This is a genomic window from Dactylosporangium sp. NPDC049525, from assembly GCF_040676755.1.
Taxonomy (GTDB): Bacteria; Actinomycetota; Actinomycetes; order Mycobacteriales; family Micromonosporaceae; genus Dactylosporangium.
In genome coordinates, this window is record NZ_JBFAPO010000001.1 from 641,493 (window position 1) to 658,157 (window position 16,665).

17 protein-coding genes are annotated in these 16,665 nt (G+C 70.3%); 8 read left to right on the forward strand and 9 right to left on the reverse strand.

Annotation, left to right across the window (positions count from 1 at the left end; all coding sequences use genetic code 11):
- Positions 1 to 63 precede the first annotated feature (63 nt).
- Positions 64 to 948, reverse strand: coding sequence for a diacylglycerol kinase family protein (locus AB0K00_RS02855; protein ID WP_363514200.1), 885 nt, complete (start codon positions 946 to 948; stop codon positions 64 to 66).
- Between the two features lie 89 nt (positions 949 to 1,037).
- Between AB0K00_RS02855 and AB0K00_RS02860 the strand changes: the two genes are divergently transcribed.
- From AB0K00_RS02860 to AB0K00_RS02875, 4 genes are read left to right on the forward strand one after another with little or no spacing between them, the layout of a single operon-like run.
- Entirely contained in the window at positions 1,038 to 2,324 is a 1,287-nt protein-coding gene (locus AB0K00_RS02860; RefSeq protein ID WP_363514203.1) for an adenylosuccinate synthase, read from the forward strand.
- 8 nt (positions 2,325 to 2,332) lie between these two features.
- Complete coding sequence (purD, locus tag AB0K00_RS02865; RefSeq protein ID WP_363514206.1) at positions 2,333 to 3,580, forward strand: phosphoribosylamine--glycine ligase; 1,248 nt, start codon at positions 2,333 to 2,335, stop codon at positions 3,578 to 3,580.
- A 60-nt stretch (positions 3,581 to 3,640) separates the two neighbouring features.
- Positions 3,641 to 4,132, forward strand: coding sequence for a SigE family RNA polymerase sigma factor (locus AB0K00_RS02870; protein WP_363514208.1), 492 nt, complete (start codon positions 3,641 to 3,643; stop codon positions 4,130 to 4,132).
- Complete coding sequence (locus AB0K00_RS02875; protein WP_363514211.1) at positions 4,123 to 4,950, forward strand: hypothetical protein; 828 nt, start codon at positions 4,123 to 4,125, stop codon at positions 4,948 to 4,950. Before AB0K00_RS02870 ends, AB0K00_RS02875 begins: the two co-directional genes overlap by 10 nt.
- A 3-nt stretch (positions 4,951 to 4,953) precedes the next feature.
- Here the strand turns inward: AB0K00_RS02875 and AB0K00_RS02880 are convergent, their stop codons facing one another.
- Genes AB0K00_RS02880 through AB0K00_RS02890 form a run of 3 tightly spaced genes read right to left on the reverse strand, consistent with a single transcriptional unit; the run spans position 4,954 to position 8,229 of the window.
- Positions 4,954 to 6,501: an AMP-binding protein gene (locus AB0K00_RS02880; RefSeq protein ID WP_363514213.1), complete on the reverse strand. Its 1,548-nt coding sequence runs from the start codon at positions 6,499 to 6,501 to the stop codon at positions 4,954 to 4,956.
- A gap of 51 nt (positions 6,502 to 6,552) precedes the next feature.
- Positions 6,553 to 7,767: an acyl-CoA dehydrogenase family protein gene (locus AB0K00_RS02885; RefSeq protein WP_363514216.1), complete on the reverse strand. Its 1,215-nt coding sequence runs from the start codon at positions 7,765 to 7,767 to the stop codon at positions 6,553 to 6,555.
- 6 nt (positions 7,768 to 7,773) lie between these two features.
- Positions 7,774 to 8,229, reverse strand: coding sequence for an SCP2 sterol-binding domain-containing protein (locus AB0K00_RS02890; RefSeq protein WP_363514219.1), 456 nt, complete (start codon positions 8,227 to 8,229; stop codon positions 7,774 to 7,776).
- 114 nt (positions 8,230 to 8,343) lie between these two features.
- Between AB0K00_RS02890 and AB0K00_RS02895 the strand changes: the two genes are divergently transcribed.
- Complete coding sequence (locus tag AB0K00_RS02895) at positions 8,344 to 8,919, forward strand: TetR/AcrR family transcriptional regulator (protein ID WP_363515040.1); 576 nt, start codon at positions 8,344 to 8,346, stop codon at positions 8,917 to 8,919.
- On the opposite strand, the gene AB0K00_RS02900 is transcribed toward AB0K00_RS02895, so the two are convergent.
- Positions 8,916 to 9,908 carry a rhomboid family intramembrane serine protease gene (locus tag AB0K00_RS02900; protein WP_363514222.1) on the reverse strand — a complete coding sequence of 331 codons (993 nt, stop codon included), beginning with the start codon at positions 9,906 to 9,908 and terminating at the stop codon, positions 8,916 to 8,918. The genes AB0K00_RS02895 and AB0K00_RS02900 overlap by 4 nt on opposite strands.
- Before the next feature lie 22 nt (positions 9,909 to 9,930).
- Positions 9,931 to 10,470, reverse strand: a complete 540-nt coding sequence (locus AB0K00_RS02905; RefSeq protein ID WP_363514225.1) for a peptidylprolyl isomerase — start codon at positions 10,468 to 10,470, stop codon at positions 9,931 to 9,933.
- Positions 10,471 to 10,631: 161 nt separating this feature from the next.
- On the opposite strand from AB0K00_RS02905, the gene AB0K00_RS02910 reads away from it, so the two are divergent.
- Positions 10,632 to 11,270 (forward strand): hypothetical protein, encoded by a 639-nt coding sequence (locus AB0K00_RS02910; RefSeq protein ID WP_363514228.1) that lies wholly within the window; start codon positions 10,632 to 10,634, stop codon positions 11,268 to 11,270.
- A gap of 75 nt (positions 11,271 to 11,345) precedes the next feature.
- Here the strand turns inward: AB0K00_RS02910 and AB0K00_RS02915 are convergent, their stop codons facing one another.
- Both AB0K00_RS02915 and AB0K00_RS02920 read right to left on the reverse strand, forming a co-directional pair.
- Positions 11,346 to 12,482 carry a magnesium and cobalt transport protein CorA gene (locus AB0K00_RS02915; RefSeq protein ID WP_363514231.1) on the reverse strand — a complete coding sequence of 379 codons (1,137 nt, stop codon included), beginning with the start codon at positions 12,480 to 12,482 and terminating at the stop codon, positions 11,346 to 11,348.
- Between the two features lie 226 nt (positions 12,483 to 12,708).
- Entirely contained in the window at positions 12,709 to 13,800 is a 1,092-nt protein-coding gene (locus AB0K00_RS02920; RefSeq protein WP_363514234.1) for a PLP-dependent aminotransferase family protein, read from the reverse strand.
- A gap of 101 nt (positions 13,801 to 13,901) precedes the next feature.
- On the opposite strand from AB0K00_RS02920, the gene AB0K00_RS02925 reads away from it, so the two are divergent.
- A complete protein-coding gene (locus tag AB0K00_RS02925; protein ID WP_363514237.1) occupies positions 13,902 to 14,426 on the forward strand; it encodes a Uma2 family endonuclease in 525 nt (174 codons plus the stop codon).
- Between the two features lie 214 nt (positions 14,427 to 14,640).
- On the opposite strand, the gene AB0K00_RS02930 is transcribed toward AB0K00_RS02925, so the two are convergent.
- Positions 14,641 to 15,033: a CBS domain-containing protein gene (locus AB0K00_RS02930; protein WP_363514240.1), complete on the reverse strand. Its 393-nt coding sequence runs from the start codon at positions 15,031 to 15,033 to the stop codon at positions 14,641 to 14,643.
- A 164-nt stretch (positions 15,034 to 15,197) separates the two neighbouring features.
- Here AB0K00_RS02930 and AB0K00_RS02935 point away from each other — a divergent pair, with 164 nt between their 5' ends.
- Positions 15,198 to 16,634 carry a GuaB1 family IMP dehydrogenase-related protein gene (locus AB0K00_RS02935; RefSeq protein ID WP_363514243.1) on the forward strand — a complete coding sequence of 479 codons (1,437 nt, stop codon included), beginning with the start codon at positions 15,198 to 15,200 and terminating at the stop codon, positions 16,632 to 16,634.
- The last annotated feature ends 31 nt before the right edge of the window (positions 16,635 to 16,665 follow it).

The window sequence follows — 16,665 nt, forward strand, 5'->3', positions numbered from 1 at the left end:
GCTGTTCCCCTCCCGCGCTCTCCCACCGTATGCGAGTCGGCACCGTATGCGAAGGCGCCGACATCAGGGCACGTAGACGGCCCAGGCGGAGCGCTCCATCCACCAGGAGCGTTTCCTGGTGAGGGTGCCTTCGGCGCCGTCGTCGACGAATGGGACGTCGGTGCGGGGGGTGATCGCGACCGCGCGGCCGTGGGCGCGGCGGACCTCGATCTCGACGCGGGGGCGGCGGAAGAGCGACCGGGAGGCCCGGGGCACCGCGACCGCCACGTCGAGGATGCCGTCGCTCATGTCCGGGGACAGGATGAGCGGGAGGCCGTCGACCGTCGCATACCGCGAGGCGTTGGCGACCACCGACATGAGCACCGGCTCGGTGCCGTCGGCGAGGACGGTGTCGTCGACCTCGACCCGGGCCAGGTAGGTGCTGGCCGAGCCGCTCGCGTCGACCCCGCCGACCAGGACGCCGTCGAGGGTGACCGAGCCGGCGTCGTTGCGGAGCAGGTCGAGGCGGCGGACGTTGCCGCCCAGGACGGCCGCGGCGACGTCGGCCGGGGTGCGGGGCAGGCCGAGCCGGGTGACGAGGTCGGTCGAGTCGGGGCCCAGCGGCAGCACGCCGATCGGCGGCAGGTCCGGCAGGGTCCGGTCGTCCGGGATCGCCTCCGCGGAGAGCGCCCGCTTGCTGGGCGCCGGCGCATACATCCTGACCAGGCGGCGCATGACCGCCCGGAGCTGCCCGTCGGCGGCGGTGGCCACGACCAGCCGTACGTCCGGCAGGGCCTTGAGCGCGGCGTCGATCTCCGCGTCCGTGTGTGCGACAACCGTCTCGACCTGGACGCTTGCGGTGCGCAGCGCGTCGCGACAGGCCAGAATAGGGGTACGCGTGCCGCACGCGCCGTTTTCGCAGGCACAGGACGTGCCTTCGCCGAGCGCGAGCACCACCACGTCGACCACCGTTGTCAACCTGCCTTTCACGCGGTTGTTAGCCTGGCACCCCGGGCGACCCGCTGGGGCGCCCGACCCTTTGGAGAGGGCAACAGACGATGCCAGCGATCGTGCTCATCGGCGCTCAGTGGGGCGACGAGGGCAAGGGCAAGGTTACCGACATGATTGGCGGCGACGTCGACTACGTCGTGCGCTATTCCGGCGGCAACAACGCGGGTCACACCGTGGTGACGCCGGACGGACAGAAATTCGCCCTGCACCTGATGCCGTCGGGGGCCTTGTGGCCCAACGCCGCGATCGTCATCGGCAACGGGGTCGTGATCGACCCGAAGATTTTGCTCATCGAGATCGACGGTCTGGCCGAGCGCGGCGTCGACGTGTCCCGCCTGATGATATCGGGTGACGCACACCTCATCATGCCGCACCACCGGGCCCTGGACCGGGTCGTCGAGCGCTACCTCGGCTCGTCGCGGATCGGCACCACCGGTCGCGGCATCGGCCCCGCCTATGGCGACAAGGTCGCCCGCATGGGCATCCGGGTCCAGGACCTGCTCGACCCGGGCATCCTGCGCAAGAAGCTCGAGATCGTGCTGCGCGAGCGCAACCAGGTCCTCTTCAAGGTGTACAACCGCAAGGAGATCGACGTCGACGCGACGGTCGAGGAGTACCTCACCTACGCGGAGCGGCTGCGGCCCTACATCACCGACACCCGGCAGGTGCTGTGGAAGGGCCTGGAGGAGGGCCGCACGGTCCTGCTCGAGGGCGCCCAGGCGACGATGCTCGACATGGACCACGGCACGTATCCGTTCGTGACGTCGTCCAACCCGACCGCGGGCGGCGCCTGCGTCGGCGCGGGCGTGCCGCCGACCGCGATCACGCAGGTGATCGGCGTGACCAAGGCCTACACCACGCGCGTCGGCTCCGGGCCGTTCCCGACCGAGCTGTTCGACGACTTCGGCGTGCACCTGCGCAAGGTCGGCCGGGAATACGGCACAACGACCGGGCGCGAGCGGCGCACCGGCTGGTATGACGCGGTCGTCGCCAAGTACGCGACCCGGCTCAACGGCATCACCGACCTGGTCGTGACCAAGCTCGACGTGCTGTCCGGGCTGGAGACGGTGCCGATCTGCGTGGCGTATGACGTGGACGGCAAGCGCACCGATGAGATGCCGATGACGCAGACCGAGTTCCACCACGCGACCCCGATCTACGAGGAGCTCCCCGGCTGGTGGGAGGACATCTCCAAGGCGCGCGTGTTCTCCGACCTGCCGGCCAACGCGCAGCGTTACGTCGAGCGGATCGAGGAGCTCGCGGGCACTCGCGTGTCGATCGTCGGGGTGGGCCCAGGCCGGGACGAGAACGTGGTGCGGCACAGCCTGATTTAATCTGTCGCGTGCGCGTACTCCTGCTCGGCTCCGGTGGTCGTGAACACGCGATCGCCGCGGCCCTGGCCGCCGACCCCGCCGTGACCGACCTGATCTGTGCCCCGGGCAACCCGGGCACGGCCGCGATCGCGGCGAACGCCGAGGTCGACGTGCTCGACCCGGGCGCGGTGGCGGCGCTCGCCGTGGAGCGCGCCGTCGACCTCGTCGTGGTCGGCCCGGAGGCGCCGCTGGTGGCGGGGGTCGCCGACGCGGTCCGCGCGAAAGGCATCGCCTGCTTCGGCCCGTCGAAGGCGGCGGCGCAGCTGGAGGGCTCGAAGGCGTTCGCGAAGGACGTGATGCGGGCGGCCGGCGTGCCCACCGCCCGCTCGTTCGTCTGCACCTCCGCGGCGGAGGTGGCGGCCGCGCTCGACGCGTTCGGCGCGCCCTACGTGGTGAAGGACGACGGCCTCGCCGCCGGTAAGGGCGTCGTCGTGACCGACAGCCGCGACGAAGCCCTCGCGCACGGTGCCGCCTGCGAGCGGGTCGTCGTCGAGGAGTACCTCGCCGGTCCGGAGGTCTCCCTGTTCGTCGTCACCGACGGCACGGCCGCCGTGCCGCTGCAGCCGGCCCAGGACTTCAAGCGCATCGGCGACGGCGACGCCGGCCCCAACACCGGCGGCATGGGCGCGTATTCGCCGCTCGCCTGGGCGCCGGACGGGCTGGTCGAGGAGGTCATGGCGAGCGTGGTCCAGCCGACCCTCGCCGAGATGCGCCACCGCGGCACCCCGTTCGCCGGAGTGCTGTATGTCGGCCTCGCGCTGACCGCAGAGGGCCCGAAGGTCATCGAGTACAACTGCCGCTTCGGCGACCCGGAGACCCAGGTCGTGCTCGCCCGGCTCGAGACGCCGCTCGCCGGTGTCCTGCACGCCGCGGCCGTCGGCCGGCTCGCCGAGGACCCGCCGCTGGCGTGGCGGCCGGGCTCGGCGGTGTGCGTGGTCATGGCCAGCGCCGGCTATCCGGAGTCGGCCCGCAAGGGCGACGTCATCACCGGCGCCGACGGCGTCCCCGGCGTCATCCACGCCGGCACCGCCCGCCGCGCGGACGGGGCCCTGGTCACCAGCGGCGGCCGGGTGCTGACCTGCACCGCCATCGGCGACACCCTGGCCGAGGCCCGCGCCGCCGCGTACCGCATCGTCGACGGCATCACGTTCGACGGCGCGCAGCACCGCACCGACATCGCCCTCGCCGCGGAAAAGGGCACCGTCACCATCCCGTAGGCAACCCCAGGTGGCCCGGCCTCCGTTCTCCCGGTGAACCCGAACGGGGAGGGAGCACGGATGTCGACCGAGCAGGCCTACCGCGACTACGTCGCGGGCAACCTGGACCGCCTGCGTCGCACCGCCTACCTGCTGTGCGGCGACTGGCACCTGGCCGACGACCTGACGTCGACGGTGCTGGTCAAGCTGCTACGGCACTGGAAGCGCGCGGCGGTGATGGAGCATCGCGATGCGTACGTGCGACGCATGCTCATGTCCGCCTGGCTGGACGAGCGGCGGCGGCCGTGGCGGCGCGAGTCGTCCACCGACCGGCTGCCGGACCGGACCGCCGCCGCTGCCGACGCCGACCGGCGGCTCGACGTGCTCTCCCTCCTCGCCGGGCTGCCCCCGCGCCGCCGGGCCGTGCTGGTCCTGCGGTACTTCTGCGACCTGTCCGTCGAGGAGACCGCGCAGGCGCTCGGCTGCAGCGAGGGCACCGTGAAGAGCCAGTCCGCGCGGGCGTTGGAGACGCTGCGGGCCGGCATCGAGGAGGGAGACCCGCTGTGGATCTGACCCAGGCCATGCTCGCCGCCACCGAGAGCCCACCGCCCACGAGCATCGACGTCGACCGGCTGATCACCGGCGAGCGCCGCCGCACCCGCAGCCTGTATGCGGTCACCGGGGCCGCGGTCGCCGCGGCGCTGGCGGTCGGGGTGGTCGCGCTGCCGCAGTACCTGTCGCAGAAGCCGTCCGGTCAGAGCCCCGGCCTGGCCCCGCCATCGACGGTGGCCACGGCGACCAGGTCACCGGCCGTGTGCATCACGCCGGCGCCGACGGTCACCGTGCCGCCCGGCGGCGGCAAGACACCCGGCAGCGGCAAGACACCCGGCGGGCCGCACCCGCTGGTGCCGGTCACCGAGTCCTGCGGCGCGGCGATCGCCCGGCTCAGCGACGAGATCACCGCGGTGCTGCAGCGCCTCGCACCCGGCGTCACGGTCACCAACGCCCGGGACGGCAGCCCACTGCCCGCGCGGGTGGAGAAGGAGGGAGCTCTGCTGCTCGGATACACCGCCGGGTTCAACCTCCCGGGCGGGGTGATGTCGGTGCGCATCGAGGCCGCCGAGCAGACCTCGGCGCAGTTCCGCGCCTTCGCGGAACAGCAGTGCACAATGCCGGAGGCGAAGTGCCGGCCCGCGACCGTCGACGGCGCCGAGCTGTTGATCCGCAACGACGTCGCGGGTGGCTACGGCATCGACGTCTGGGCGGTGCGGCCCGACGGCACGATGCTGCTGACGCTGACCCGCGCGAAGATCGCCGGTCAGCCGACCCCGCTCACCGAGCAGCAACTCATCGAGCTGGTCATGACCCCGGCGCTCACGGTGTACCCGTAAGCCTCAGTCGGTGAACAGCTGGCGGCGCACGACCTTGCCGGTGGCGTTGCGGGGCAGCGCGGCGACGAAGTACACGTCCCGCGGCACCGAGAACCGGGCCAGCCGGTGCCGGACGTACTCCCGCACCGCGTCCGGGTCGACGTACTCGCCGTCGTGCAGGGCGATCCACGCCGCCAGCCGCTGCCCCCACTCCTCGTCCGGTACCCCGGCCACCGCCACCTCACGGACCTGCGGCAGCTCGGCGATCACGTCCTCGACCGAGGCCGGGTACACGTTCTCGCCGCCGGAGATGACCATGTCGTCCTCGCGGCCGTCGACGAACAGCAGGCCGTCGGCGTTCAGGTGGCCGAGGTCGCCGGTGCCCAGCAGGTCGCCGTGCGACTCGCGGCCGGTGCCGTTGGTGTACCCCTCGAACAGCATGTCGTTGCCGACGAAGATCCGCCCGATGACGCCGGTCGGCAGCTCGGTGCCGCTGTCGGACAGGATCGCGACCCGGGTGCCGTGCGGCGGGCGGCCCGCGGTCCCAGGCGAGGCCCGCAACTCCTCCGGCGTGGCGATCGACGCCCAGGAGGCCTCGGTGGAGCCGTACAGGTTGTACAGGACCGGCCCGTACACCTCCATGAACCGCGACGCGAGCGGACCGGTCAGCGCCGAGCCCGACGTCGCCGCCACCCGCAGCGTCGGTATGGGCGCGGGCGCCTCCAGCAGGCGCTGCAGCATCACCGGCACCGCGAACAGCGACGTGCAGCCGGTGGCCCGCATCGCGTCCACAGTGGACTGCGGGGTGAAGCGGTGGGCGACGACGATCGTGCCCCGCAACGCCAGGCACAGCTGCAGCGCGGCCAGCCCCCACGTGTGGAACAGCGGCGCGGCCACGAACATCCGCTCGCCGGCATAGAGCGGGATGCGCGACACGACCGAGGCGAGCGGGCCGAGCCCCGCCGGGTTGCGCCGGCGGGCACCCTTGGGCGCGCCGGTCGTGCCGGACGTCAGCACGACCACCGACCCGGCGTCGGCCGGCGGCTCGAGGTCCGCCGACGGCGCCCGGTGGATCAGCCCGGCGGTCTTCGACAGGGCCATCCGGGGCAGGTGCGGCGGCACCGCGGCGAGCATGCCGAGCAGGTCGTCGTCGTGCATGAGCAGCGTCAGGGACTGGTCGTGCGCCACCGCCTCGAGCTGCGTGTTGCCCAGGCCGGTGTTGACGAGGACGGCCTGGGCGCCGAGGGCGATCAGGGCGAGCATCGCCTCGACCATGCCGGCGGAGTTGTTGCACAGCAGGCCGACCCGGTCGCCGGCGCGGACTCCGTGCTCGGCCCGCAGGGCGTTGGCGAGCCGGCGGACCCGCAGGTCGAGCTCGGCGTAGGTGATCCGGCGGTCCTCGTCGACGACCGCGATCCGGTCGGGGTCGCGGGCCGCGGTGGAGCGCATCTCGCCGTAGAGGCCGAAGCCCCAGCGCCGCAGCGCGTTGAGCTGGCGGGCGATCCGGGCGGGGCTGCCGGGGTGCAGCAGTTTGCGGCTGGCCATCGTACGCAGGATGAACGGCGTGTCCATGTCTCCCCCTTGAAACGGCGGCGGCCCCTGGCAGAGGGCCGCCGCCGTAAGTCAGCGGATGTAGGTGCCGGATATGGCGCGGGCGACGACCAGGCGCTGGATCTCGCTGGTGCCCTCGAAGATCGTGTAGATCTTGGCGTCGCGATACCAGCGCTCGACGGGATGCTCCCGCAGGAAGCCGGCCCCGCCGAGGATCTGCACGGCCTTCTCGGTCACCGCGACGGCGACCTCGCCGGCCTTGAGCTTGCTCATCGAGCCTTCGCCGGCTTCGAACGGGCGGTTGTTGCGTCCCATCCAGGCGGCCCGCCACACCAGCAGCCGCGCGGCGTCGATCTCCATACGCATGTCCGCGAGTGCGAACGCGATCGCTTGGTTCTCGATGATAGCCCGGCCGAACTGCACCCTGTGCTTTGCGTAGTCCAGCGCGTACTCGTACGCGGCGCGGGCCACGCCGAGCGCCTGCGCCCCGACCGCCGGCCGGGACAGCTCGAACGTGCGCATCGCGGCCTGCCCCTGCGCCTTGCGGCCCTCGCGGGCGCGGGCGAGCCGGGCGTCGAGGGCGTCCTTGCCGCCGAGCAGGCACCGGCCCGGCACCCGCACGTCGTCGAGGAACACGTCGGCGGTGTGGGAGGCGCGCAGGCCGAGCTTCTTGAGCTTCTTGCTGCCGTTCAGCCCGGGTGTACCGGGTGGCACGACGAACGCCGCCTGCCCACGGGATCCCAGCTCGGGCTCGATGCTCGCGGTCACCACGTGCACATTGGCGATGCCGCCGTTCGTGGCGTACGCCTTCTGGCCGCTGATGACCCACTCGTCCGTTGCCTCGTCGTAGCGGGCCCGGGTCTTCATGGACGCGACGTCCGAGCCGGCCTCAGGCTCCGTGCTGCAGAACGCGGCGACCTTCGGCTCGGCGGCGTCACCAAAACACTGCGGGACCCACTCGAGCATCTGGTCGGGCGTACCGGAGGCGTAGATCGCGGCAACGGCCAGGCTGGTGCCGAAGATCGCCATGCCGATGCCGGCGTCGCCCCAGAAGAGCTCCTCGTTGGACAGGCACAGCGACAGCCCGGTCGGGTCGGCCCAGGTGTTGGCGAGAAACTCGAAGCCGTAGAGGCCGATCTTCGCCGCCTCCTGGATCACCGGCCAGGGGGTCTCCTCGCGGGCGTCCCACTCCGCGGCGGCCGGGCGCACGACGTCGGCGGCGAAGCCGTGCACCCAGTCGCGGAGGTCCCGCTGCTCCTCGTTCAGATCGAGCGAGAACTCGGGCATGGTCCTTTACGCCTTCGGGATGTCGAACAGGTTCGCGATGTTGGCGGCCAGGCCCAGGTCGCCCTTGGCCTTGAGCTTGCCGGTCATGAACATCATCATGGGGTTGCCGGCACCCGAGACGACCTTGAGGAAGTCGACCGGGCCGACGGTGATGGCGAGCTTCGGCTCCTGGTCGGGGCTCGGCGAGAGCGTGCAGGCGCCGTCGGCGATGACCAGCTCATAGGTGTCGGCGCCGCCGTCGGGCGCGCCGGTGATCGTCCAGTGGATGATCGCGTTCGTCGAGCCGGCGCGGTCGGCGCGGAACAGCTCGGGGAAGCGGGAGAAGATCGTGTCGAGGATCGCCTTGCGCTGCGGCCCCGCCATGAGCTCGGCGAGCTGTGCGTCGGACGCGCCCTTCACGAGCTGCGCGAACTGCTTCGGGTCGACGTTGTTGAAGTCGCCCAGGGCGTCGAGGTCGGCCATGTCGGTGTGCCCTTCGTGTACACGGAAACAAGCTACTGACGCGTAACCTTACGCACGAGTAGGTAAGGTGACAAGGTGCTGAAACGACTTCCGCGGGTGGTACGCGAGCAGCAGATGCTGGACGCCGCGGTGCGCGTCTTCTCCCATCGTGGCTTCCACGCCGCGTCAATGGACGAGATCGCGGAGGTCGCCGGCATCTCCAAGCCGATGGTCTACGCCTACCTCGGCACCAAGGACGAGCTGTTCGTCGCGTGCCTGCACCGGGAGGCCACCCGGCTGATGGAGGCGGTGGCGGCCGGCGTGCTGCCCACCGCCAGGCCCGACGAGCAGCTGTGGCACGGGCTGCGGGCGTTCTTCACCTTCGTCGGCGACCATCGCGACGGCTGGCGGGTGCTCTACCGGCAGGCCCGCAGCGAGCCGCACTTCGCCGGCGAGCTGGCCGGCATGCGGGCCAGGATCGTCGAGGTGGTGGCCGGGCTGCTGGAGTCCGCCGCCACCGCCGCCGAGGTGCCGGGGCGCCCCGGCGACTTCACCGCCATGGCGTACGCCTACGTCGGCGCGGCCGAGTCCCTCGCCGACTGGCTCGCCGACCACGAGGAGGAGGACCCCGACCACACCGCGACGCGGATGATGAACTTCGTCTGGGTCGGCGCCGAGGCCCTGCTGCAGGGCCGCGTCTGGCGCGCTTAGTTCTCCTGCACGACCTGTTTGTCGCTGTTGACGATGCTCCCGACGGGAAGTTCCGTCAGGCTGGCGGTGTGCACCACGGTGCCGACGGCGAGCACCACCACGACCGCGACCAGGGCCGCGGCCTGCACCAGGGTGCGGCGGGACCGGGGCGCGTAGGCCAGGGCGGCAGCGGCGATGGCGCCGAAGAGCAGGCCGCCCAGGTGCCCGGTGATCGAGATGCCCGGCACGCTGAACGTGATGACCAGGTTGAGGACCAGGACCGGCACGATGCCGGCGACGCTGCGGCGCATCTTGCGCAGCACGATGATCAACGCGGCGAACAGCCCGAAGATCGCCCCCGACGCGCCCGCCGTCAGCGCCCACTCGGAGCCGACCAGGTAGGTCACCACGCTCCCGCCGAGCCCGGCCACCAGGTACAGGGCGAGGAAACGGGACCGGCCCAGCATCGCCTCGAGCGGGCGGCCGAGCACCCACAGCGCCCACATGTTCATCAGCAGGTGGAACAGGCCGTAGTGCAGGAACATCGACGTGAAGAGCCGGTAATACTGCCCGTCGACCAGCCCGCCGTCGAGAATCCGGTAGAACGGGTTGTGGTCGGCGTCTTCGAGCGGGATGTTGCGGTAGGTCGTCAGGCCGCCCCACTCGTGCAGCGGCGTGCTCCCGCCGAACAGCCCGCCGATCCCGCCGCCGGCCAGCGAGTCCGCCGTGCCGGAGCTGATCACCGATGCGATGAACACCAGGACGTTGATGACGATCAGCGTGATCGTCACCACACCCAGGGCGCCTTCTTGGCCGCCGCCGAACGCGGTCCGGACCGGGCGCTGCGTCCTGGCACCCTCGCGGACGCACTCCGGACACTGGAAGCCGACCGATGCCTCGTTCATGCAGTTCGGGCAAATCGGCCGGTCGCAGCGGGTGCACCGGACATACGTCTCACGGTCAGGGTGCCGGTAGCAGACGGGGACCACGTTCGCCGGCGGCTGAGTCATGCTGACAAGATTAGCCAGCTCTTCATGAGACCCGTTCGATGTCCACCCGCTCGATCACGATGTCCTGGCGGGGACGGTCCATCTGGCCCGTCTGCGTGCCGCCGATCTGCTGCACGACCTTCCGCGAGTCGTCGTCGGCAACCTCACCGAAGATGGTGTGCTTGCCGTTGAGGTGCGGCGTCGGGCCGAGCGTGATGAAGAACTGCGAGCCGTTGGTGCCCTGGCCGAAGCGGATGCCCGCGTTGGCCATGGCCAGCAGGAACGGCCGGTTGAACTGCAGCTCGGGGTGGATCTCGTCGTTGAAGTTGAAGCCCGGACCGCCGGTGCCGGTGCCCGTCGGGTCACCACCCTGGATCATGAAGCCGTCGATCACGCGGTGGAAGATGACGCCGTTGTAGTACGGGCCCTTGCCCGGCTCGCCCGTGCGCGGGTCGGTGTATTCCTTGCTGCCCTCGGCGAGCTCCACGAAGTTGCGAACCGTCTTCGGGGCGTGGTTGGGGAACAGCTCCAGCCGGATGGCGCCGACGTTGGTGTGCAGCGTCGCGAACAGTTGCTCGGCCACCAGTTCTCCCTTTCTTTGGTGACATTCCGTCATCACCGTATCGGACGCGGATTCTGGCGGATCCGGGTGTGCGGGCCGCCGGTTCGCGGCAGGATGACGAACAGCGGACCGGTTCGGAAAGTTTTCCCTGGGTAACCCGGGGAGGACGAGGTTTCGCGGCCATGGAGGTGGAGCAAGTGTTTGGACGTCGTGAGGTGAAGACGCACCGCCGGCTCATGCAGGAGGAGCTCGGCGAAAGCCTGGGCCACCTGCGGATGGCCGCGGCGCACGCCGCCGATGGCGCTTCGGGGGCATTGGCGCCGCGCGTCGAGAACGCCCGGAATGCGGTCAAGCCTGGCCTTGCGAAGGCCGGTGGTGCTGCGGGGACGGTCCTCATCATCGCCCGCGACCGTTCGCGCCAGGCGAGCAAGCAGGCCGAGATGATGGGGCGCAAGGGGAAAGCGAAGATGATGAAGAACGAGAGCCGGAACAGTCGCCGTTGGCCGATGGCAATCGGCGGACTGCTGATGGCGGGCGCTGCGGTCGGCGCGGCCACCGCCCTCATGCGGCGCCGCCGGGCCAACCAGACCTGGGATGAGTACGGCTCGACCCGCACCACCAGCGACACCGGCTCGATGCTCGACTCGGCGAAGTCCACGATGGACGCCGGGGTCGACAAGGCCAAGACGATGGGTGAGGCGGCCAAGGACCGCGCCTCGGACCTGATCGGCAGCAAGAACACCAACACCGGCCCCTCGGGCAGCGGTGAATACGACAAGCACCCGATGCCGCAGGCGACGTCGAAGAACAGCCGCTCCTGACGCACGAGCGCGCGGACGGGCCCTCCCCAGCCACGGGGGACGGCCCGTCCGCGTTTTGTCCTTCAGCCCGTTGTCTTACAGCCAGCCGGATTTTCTGAACGCCCGGTACAGCAGCGCCGAGGCCACCACCATGAGCGTCATCACACCCGGATAGCCGAAGACCCACTTCGTCTCCGGCATGAAGTCGAAGTTCATCCCGTAGACGCCGGCGACCGACGTCCACACGGCCGCGATGCCGGCCCAGGCCGCGATCTTGCGCATGTCGTTGTTCTGGTCGACGCTCACCTGCGCCAGCCGCGCCTGCAGCACCGAGTTGATCACGTCGTCGAGGTAGAGCACCTGCTCGACCGTGCGGACCAGGTGGTCGTTCACGTCCCGGAAGTAGCGGCGGATCTCCTCGGGCACCTCCGCGAGCTGACCGCTGACCAGACCGGCCAGGGGCCGCTGCAACGGCAGGACCGCGCGCTTGAACTCCATCAGCTCGCGCTTGAGCTGATACACCCGCTGGATCCGATCGGTGCCCTTGCCCTTGCTGCGCTTCACCGGGCTGAACACCTGGTCCTCGATGATCGCGACGTCCTCCTCGATGGCCGCGACCACCTCCACCATGACGTCGACGACGGTGTCGGCGACGGCATAGGCGACCGCCCACGGCCCCCTCGCGAGGACCTCCCGGCGCCGCTCCAGGTCCGTGCGCACCGGCGTCAACCGGCACGCGTCACCGTGGCGGACCGTGATGATGAAGTGCTCGCCGATGAACATCAGCACGTCGCCGGTCTCCACGACCTCGCTGCTCTCGGTGAGCTCGTCGTGCTCGACATACCGCGCGGTCCGCATCGTCATGAAGGTCATGTCGCCGTAGCGCTCGACCTTCGGCCGCTGCGAGGAGTTGACGGCGTCCTCCACGGCCAGCTCGTGCAGCTGGAACGTCTCCGCGATCGCGGCCATCTCCCGCGCGCCCGGCTCCTTCAGCCCGACCCAGACGAATGCGTGCCGATGCTTGCGGGCCGCGGTGAGCGCCTCCGCGTAGTGCCAGCCGCCGGGTTGGCGCACCCCGTCGACATACAGCGCACAGTCGACGATCGAACTGGCCGTCGACGGCGGCTCCGCCGTCGCCGCGGCCGTCACGGTCGGACTCAGCATGCGCGACATCGCCCGCACCGGACGGGCCAACGCCCTGGAGAACGAGCCTGCCAGCTGCTCGTCGGTCATCGCGACCTCCGCCGTGTTCGTTGGGCAAAAAAGTAGGCACCGGATGGGTCGACCGCAGGTGGGGGGTGGGGGCGCGGTCGACCCACCCGGTGCCGTTGGGGGGCGGGGGGTGATGTCTGCGGCGCGATTCAGCAAACCACGCCGGGCTGGATTTTCAGCCATCCAGAGCCGACAGCGGAACCCACCCGCCATCACGGTTTGGTGTCGCTTTTCCGCCAGGCGCTTCCTATCCCTTGCGGACCGCCTCGATCGCCGCTGCCAGCCGGGACACACCCTCGTCGACCTGGTCCGTCAGCACCGCCGAGAACGCCAGCCGCACCGAGTGCCTGCCGCCCTCCAGCAGGAAGTCGCTGCCCTTGACCACGGCGACCCCGAAGTCCCGCGCGGCCACGGTCTCCAGCTCCGTCGTGTCGATGTCCTCCGGCAGCTCGACCCACAGGAAGTAGCCACCGTCGGGCTCCACGAACGTCGCGTCGGGCACGTGCTTGCGCAGTCCGTCGGCGAGGAGCCGGGCCCGCTCGCCCAACGTCGCCGACACCTTCTCGATCGACCGCTCGATGTCGCCGGTCACGCAGAACTGGTGCGTGATCGCCTCGGCGACCATGCTCGGCGAGATGTAGAGGTTGGTCGCCCGCTTGGCGATCGCGGCGATCGTCGCCTTCGGCCCGACCAGGTAACCGACCCGCAGCCCGGGCGCGATCGTCTTGGTGAACGAGCTCGCGTGCACGACCACGCCGGTGGTGTCCTGCGACAGCATCGTCGGCAGCTTCTCGCCCCGCCAGCGGATGTCCGCGTACGGGTCGTCCTCGAAGATCGTGAACCCGAACTCCTCGGCGAGCGCGACGAGCTTCTCCCGGCGCTCTTTCGACAGCGTGACGCCGGCGGGGTTCTGGAAGTTCGGGATGATGTGCGCCAGCGTCGGGCGCACCCCGGATTCCAGCAGCTGCCGCAGCTCATCGGTGTCGATGCCGTCGGCGTCGACCGTCACCTGGTGCACCACGGCACCCAGGTTGCGCAGGTTGAGCAGGGTGCGGTCATAGGTGGGCTTCTCCACCACCACCGCGTCACCCGGCTTCACCAGGTGCTCGAAGAGCAGCGCGTCGGCCTGCAGTGAGCCGTTGGTCACAATGACCTGGTCCGCGTCGACGCCGTGCTTTGCCGCGATCCACGACCGCAGCGGAAGGTAGCCGACCGACGTGCCATAGGCGGTGATGCCAGCCGGGTCGGCCTCGAATGCCCGCACCGCAGCGGCCTTCAGCCCGTCGACGTCGATGATGTCGAGACTGGGTGCGCCACGGGCGAAAGAGATGAGCTGCATGGCGCCAGCCTACGAGAGCGGGGTGGGCCGGCTCAGCCGAGTTCCGCCCGCTCCACCAGGTGGAAAAGAAATTGTCGTACCCCGGTGGGAGCATGTGGGGTATGACGATGTCGGCCTACACACCGCAGCGGATTCCCCAGTGGTCGACCAGCGAAGCGCTGGTCACCGGCCTCGCCCCGGCCGTCTCGCACCGCCGGGCGAGCCACCGCCTCGAGACGGTGCTGCGCAAGGCCTGCCCGCCGCAGTTCGCCGTGCTGGCCGTCGGCCTCGGCGTGGACTGTGGCGATGGTCGCACCTACGTGCCCGACCTGATGGTGACGCGGACCGAGGCCATCGACGGCGAGGGTGACGTCGTCCCCGCCGCCGACGTCCTGGTCGTCATCGAGGTCATGTCCCTGAGCAACCCGCTGCCCGGCCTGGTGCTGCGCCGCCACGACTATGGCGCGGCGGGCATCCCGCAGTATTGGATCCTCGATTCGAGGAGCCACACCCTCACCGTGCACACGGATCCGATGGCCGGCCCGCACGCCGACGGCTACCTGACCGCGACCACGGTGGAAGCCGGGATCGAGTTCACCACCGACGACCCGTTCACGGTCACCATCGACCCGGGCCTGATCCGCTAGGCCCGATCCGTTAGGCCTGATGCGCCGCACGGGCGTGGCTCGCATTGCGGAGACGTTGGTCAATGCCCAGGTTCGTGGCTTTGCGGCATCGACGGTGTGCGATCTACCCGCAAGATGATCTTCGGATCGCGGGTAAATCGCACACCATCTATGTTGCGGGCATGACGATCACGCACGCCGACCCCGGCCAGCGCATCGGCGAAAACCGCGACGATCAGGCGGCGATGGGCGAACTCTGGTGGACCCACACCCGGAGCACGTCACGAACGGAGATCACGCCGAGGACGTCGTCCCCGTCGAGGACGACCAGGTGGCGGAAACCGCCGCGGACCATCGCGGAGGCGGCCTCCTCGATCGTCCAGGAAGGGCTCGCGTAGACGACCTCCCAGGTGATGTGCTCGGCGGTGCGCTCGACGTCAGGGTTGAGGTCGGCGCCGATCGCCTTGAGGATGTCGCGTTCGGTGATGATGCCGACGCCAGAGCCGTCGGGATCGACGACGATCGCCGATCCGACCTGCCGGCGGGACATCAACTGGGCGGCTTGGCGGAGGGTATGGTCCGGGCCGAGCTGGACGACGGCAGTGGACATCGCTTCGTGGACCTGCATCAGGCATCACTCCTCGCAAGGCACGTTACGGAAATCCTCCCTGCTCAGGGGCCGACTCTCAAGAGTCACCCACCCTTGCGTGCGGACCAGAAGTGGCAACGGAAGCGAGAAGCAGCGCGGGAACGCCCGATACCGCGCCGGAACGCGCGTTAGAGTTCGAAGACGTGCGCTTCCTCAACGATCAGCATCCCGGCTATGACCTGACCTATGACGACGTGTTCATGGTGCCGAGCCGCAGCGCCGTCGAGTCACGCATGGCCGTCGATTTGAACACCACGGACGGCAGCGGCACGACGATCCCGATCGTGGTGGCAAACATGACCGCTGTCGCCGGTCGGCGGATGGCGGAGACGGTCGCCCGCCGGGGCGGTCTGGCGATCATCCCGCAGGACATCCCGATCGACGTGGTCGCCGAGGCGGTCTCGTGGGTGAAGCAGCGGCACCTGGTGCATGACACCCCGATCACCCTCGGGCCGACGGAGACGGTGTCGCTGGCGCTGGATCTGCTGCCGAAGCGGGCACACGGCGCGGTGATCGTCGTGCAGGACGGCAGGCCGGTGGGTGTCGTGACCGAGAGCGACTGCACCGACGTCGACCGGTTCAGCCAGCTGCAGAGCGTGATGTCGCGCAACCTGCAGACCCTGCCGGAGGACATCAGCCCGGAGGCCGCGTTCGAGGAGCTCACCGCCGGGCACCACAAGCTTGCCCCGGTCATCGACAAGGCCGGCCGGCTGGTCGGCATCCTGACCAGGAACGCGGCGCTGAGGGCCACGCTCTACCAGCCGGCGGTCGACGCCGGTGGGAAGCTGCGCATCGGCGCCGCGATCGGCATCACCGGCGACGCGCCCGGCCGGGCCGACAAGCTGCTCGCCGCGGGGGTCGACGTGCTCGTGGTCGACACCGCACACGGGCACCAGGAGCGGATGCTCTCCACGCTGCGAGCCGTCCGGGCCCTGGATCCGAAGGTACCGGTGGCCGCCGGCAACGTGGTGACCCGCGACGGGGTCGCCGACCTCATCGACGCGGGCGCCGACATCGTCAAGGTGGGTGTCGGGCCGGGTGCGATGTGCACGACCAGGATGATGACGGGGGTCGGACGGCCCCAGTTCTCCGCGGTGCTGGAGTGTGCCGCCGAGGCAAAGCGGCACGGCCGGCACGTGTGGGCCGACGGCGGCGTGCGGCACCCGCGGGACGTGGCGCTCGCGCTCGCCGCCGGCGCGTCCAACGTGATGATCGGGTCGTGGCTCGCCGGCACGCACGAGTCGCCGGGTGACCCGCGCCGCGACCCGAGCGGCCGGCTCTACAAGGAGAACTTCGGCATGGCGTCGGCGCGTGCGGTGAGCCGGCGGACCGCGGACGACAGCGTGTACGAGCGGGCTCGCAAGGCGCTGTTCGAAGAGGGCATCTCATCGTCGCGGATGTATCTTGACCCGCGCCGACCCGGCGTGGAGGACATCCTCGACGCGATCGTCGCGGGGGTGCGCAGCGCCTGCACGTATGCGGGTGCGAGCAACCTGGACGAGTTCGCGGAGCGTTCCACTGTCGGAATTCAGAGTGCGGCAGGGTACGCGGAGGGAAAACCGCTGGATGTCAGTTGGTGAACGGCCCGACGGGATAGTCTCGTCACCCGCA

What these genes read in the sequence shown, in the direction of transcription:
- AB0K00_RS02860 (WP_363514203.1), top strand. Translation starts at nt 1,038, where the DNA reads ATGCCAGCGATCGTGCTCATCGGCGCTCAGTGGGGCGACGAGGGCAAG.
- AB0K00_RS02870 (WP_363514208.1), top strand. Translation starts at nt 3,641, where the DNA reads ATGTCGACCGAGCAGGCCTACCGCGACTACGTCGCGGGCAACCTGGAC.
- AB0K00_RS02880 (WP_363514213.1), bottom strand. Translation starts at nt 6,501, where the DNA reads ATGGACACGCCGTTCATCCTGCGTACGATGGCCAGCCGCAAACTGCTG.
- AB0K00_RS02885 (WP_363514216.1), bottom strand. Translation starts at nt 7,767, where the DNA reads ATGCCCGAGTTCTCGCTCGATCTGAACGAGGAGCAGCGGGACCTCCGC.
- AB0K00_RS02890 (WP_363514219.1), bottom strand. Translation starts at nt 8,229, where the DNA reads ATGGCCGACCTCGACGCCCTGGGCGACTTCAACAACGTCGACCCGAAG.
- AB0K00_RS02895 (WP_363515040.1), top strand. Translation starts at nt 8,344, where the DNA reads ATGCTGGACGCCGCGGTGCGCGTCTTCTCCCATCGTGGCTTCCACGCC.
- AB0K00_RS02900 (WP_363514222.1), bottom strand. Translation starts at nt 9,908, where the DNA reads ATGACTCAGCCGCCGGCGAACGTGGTCCCCGTCTGCTACCGGCACCCT.
- AB0K00_RS02910 (WP_363514228.1), top strand. Translation starts at nt 10,632, where the DNA reads ATGGAGGTGGAGCAAGTGTTTGGACGTCGTGAGGTGAAGACGCACCGC.
- AB0K00_RS02915 (WP_363514231.1), bottom strand. Translation starts at nt 12,482, where the DNA reads ATGACCGACGAGCAGCTGGCAGGCTCGTTCTCCAGGGCGTTGGCCCGT.
- AB0K00_RS02920 (WP_363514234.1), bottom strand. Translation starts at nt 13,800, where the DNA reads ATGCAGCTCATCTCTTTCGCCCGTGGCGCACCCAGTCTCGACATCATC.
- AB0K00_RS02925 (WP_363514237.1), top strand. Translation starts at nt 13,902, where the DNA reads ATGACGATGTCGGCCTACACACCGCAGCGGATTCCCCAGTGGTCGACC.
- AB0K00_RS02930 (WP_363514240.1), bottom strand. Translation starts at nt 15,033, where the DNA reads ATGCAGGTCCACGAAGCGATGTCCACTGCCGTCGTCCAGCTCGGCCCG.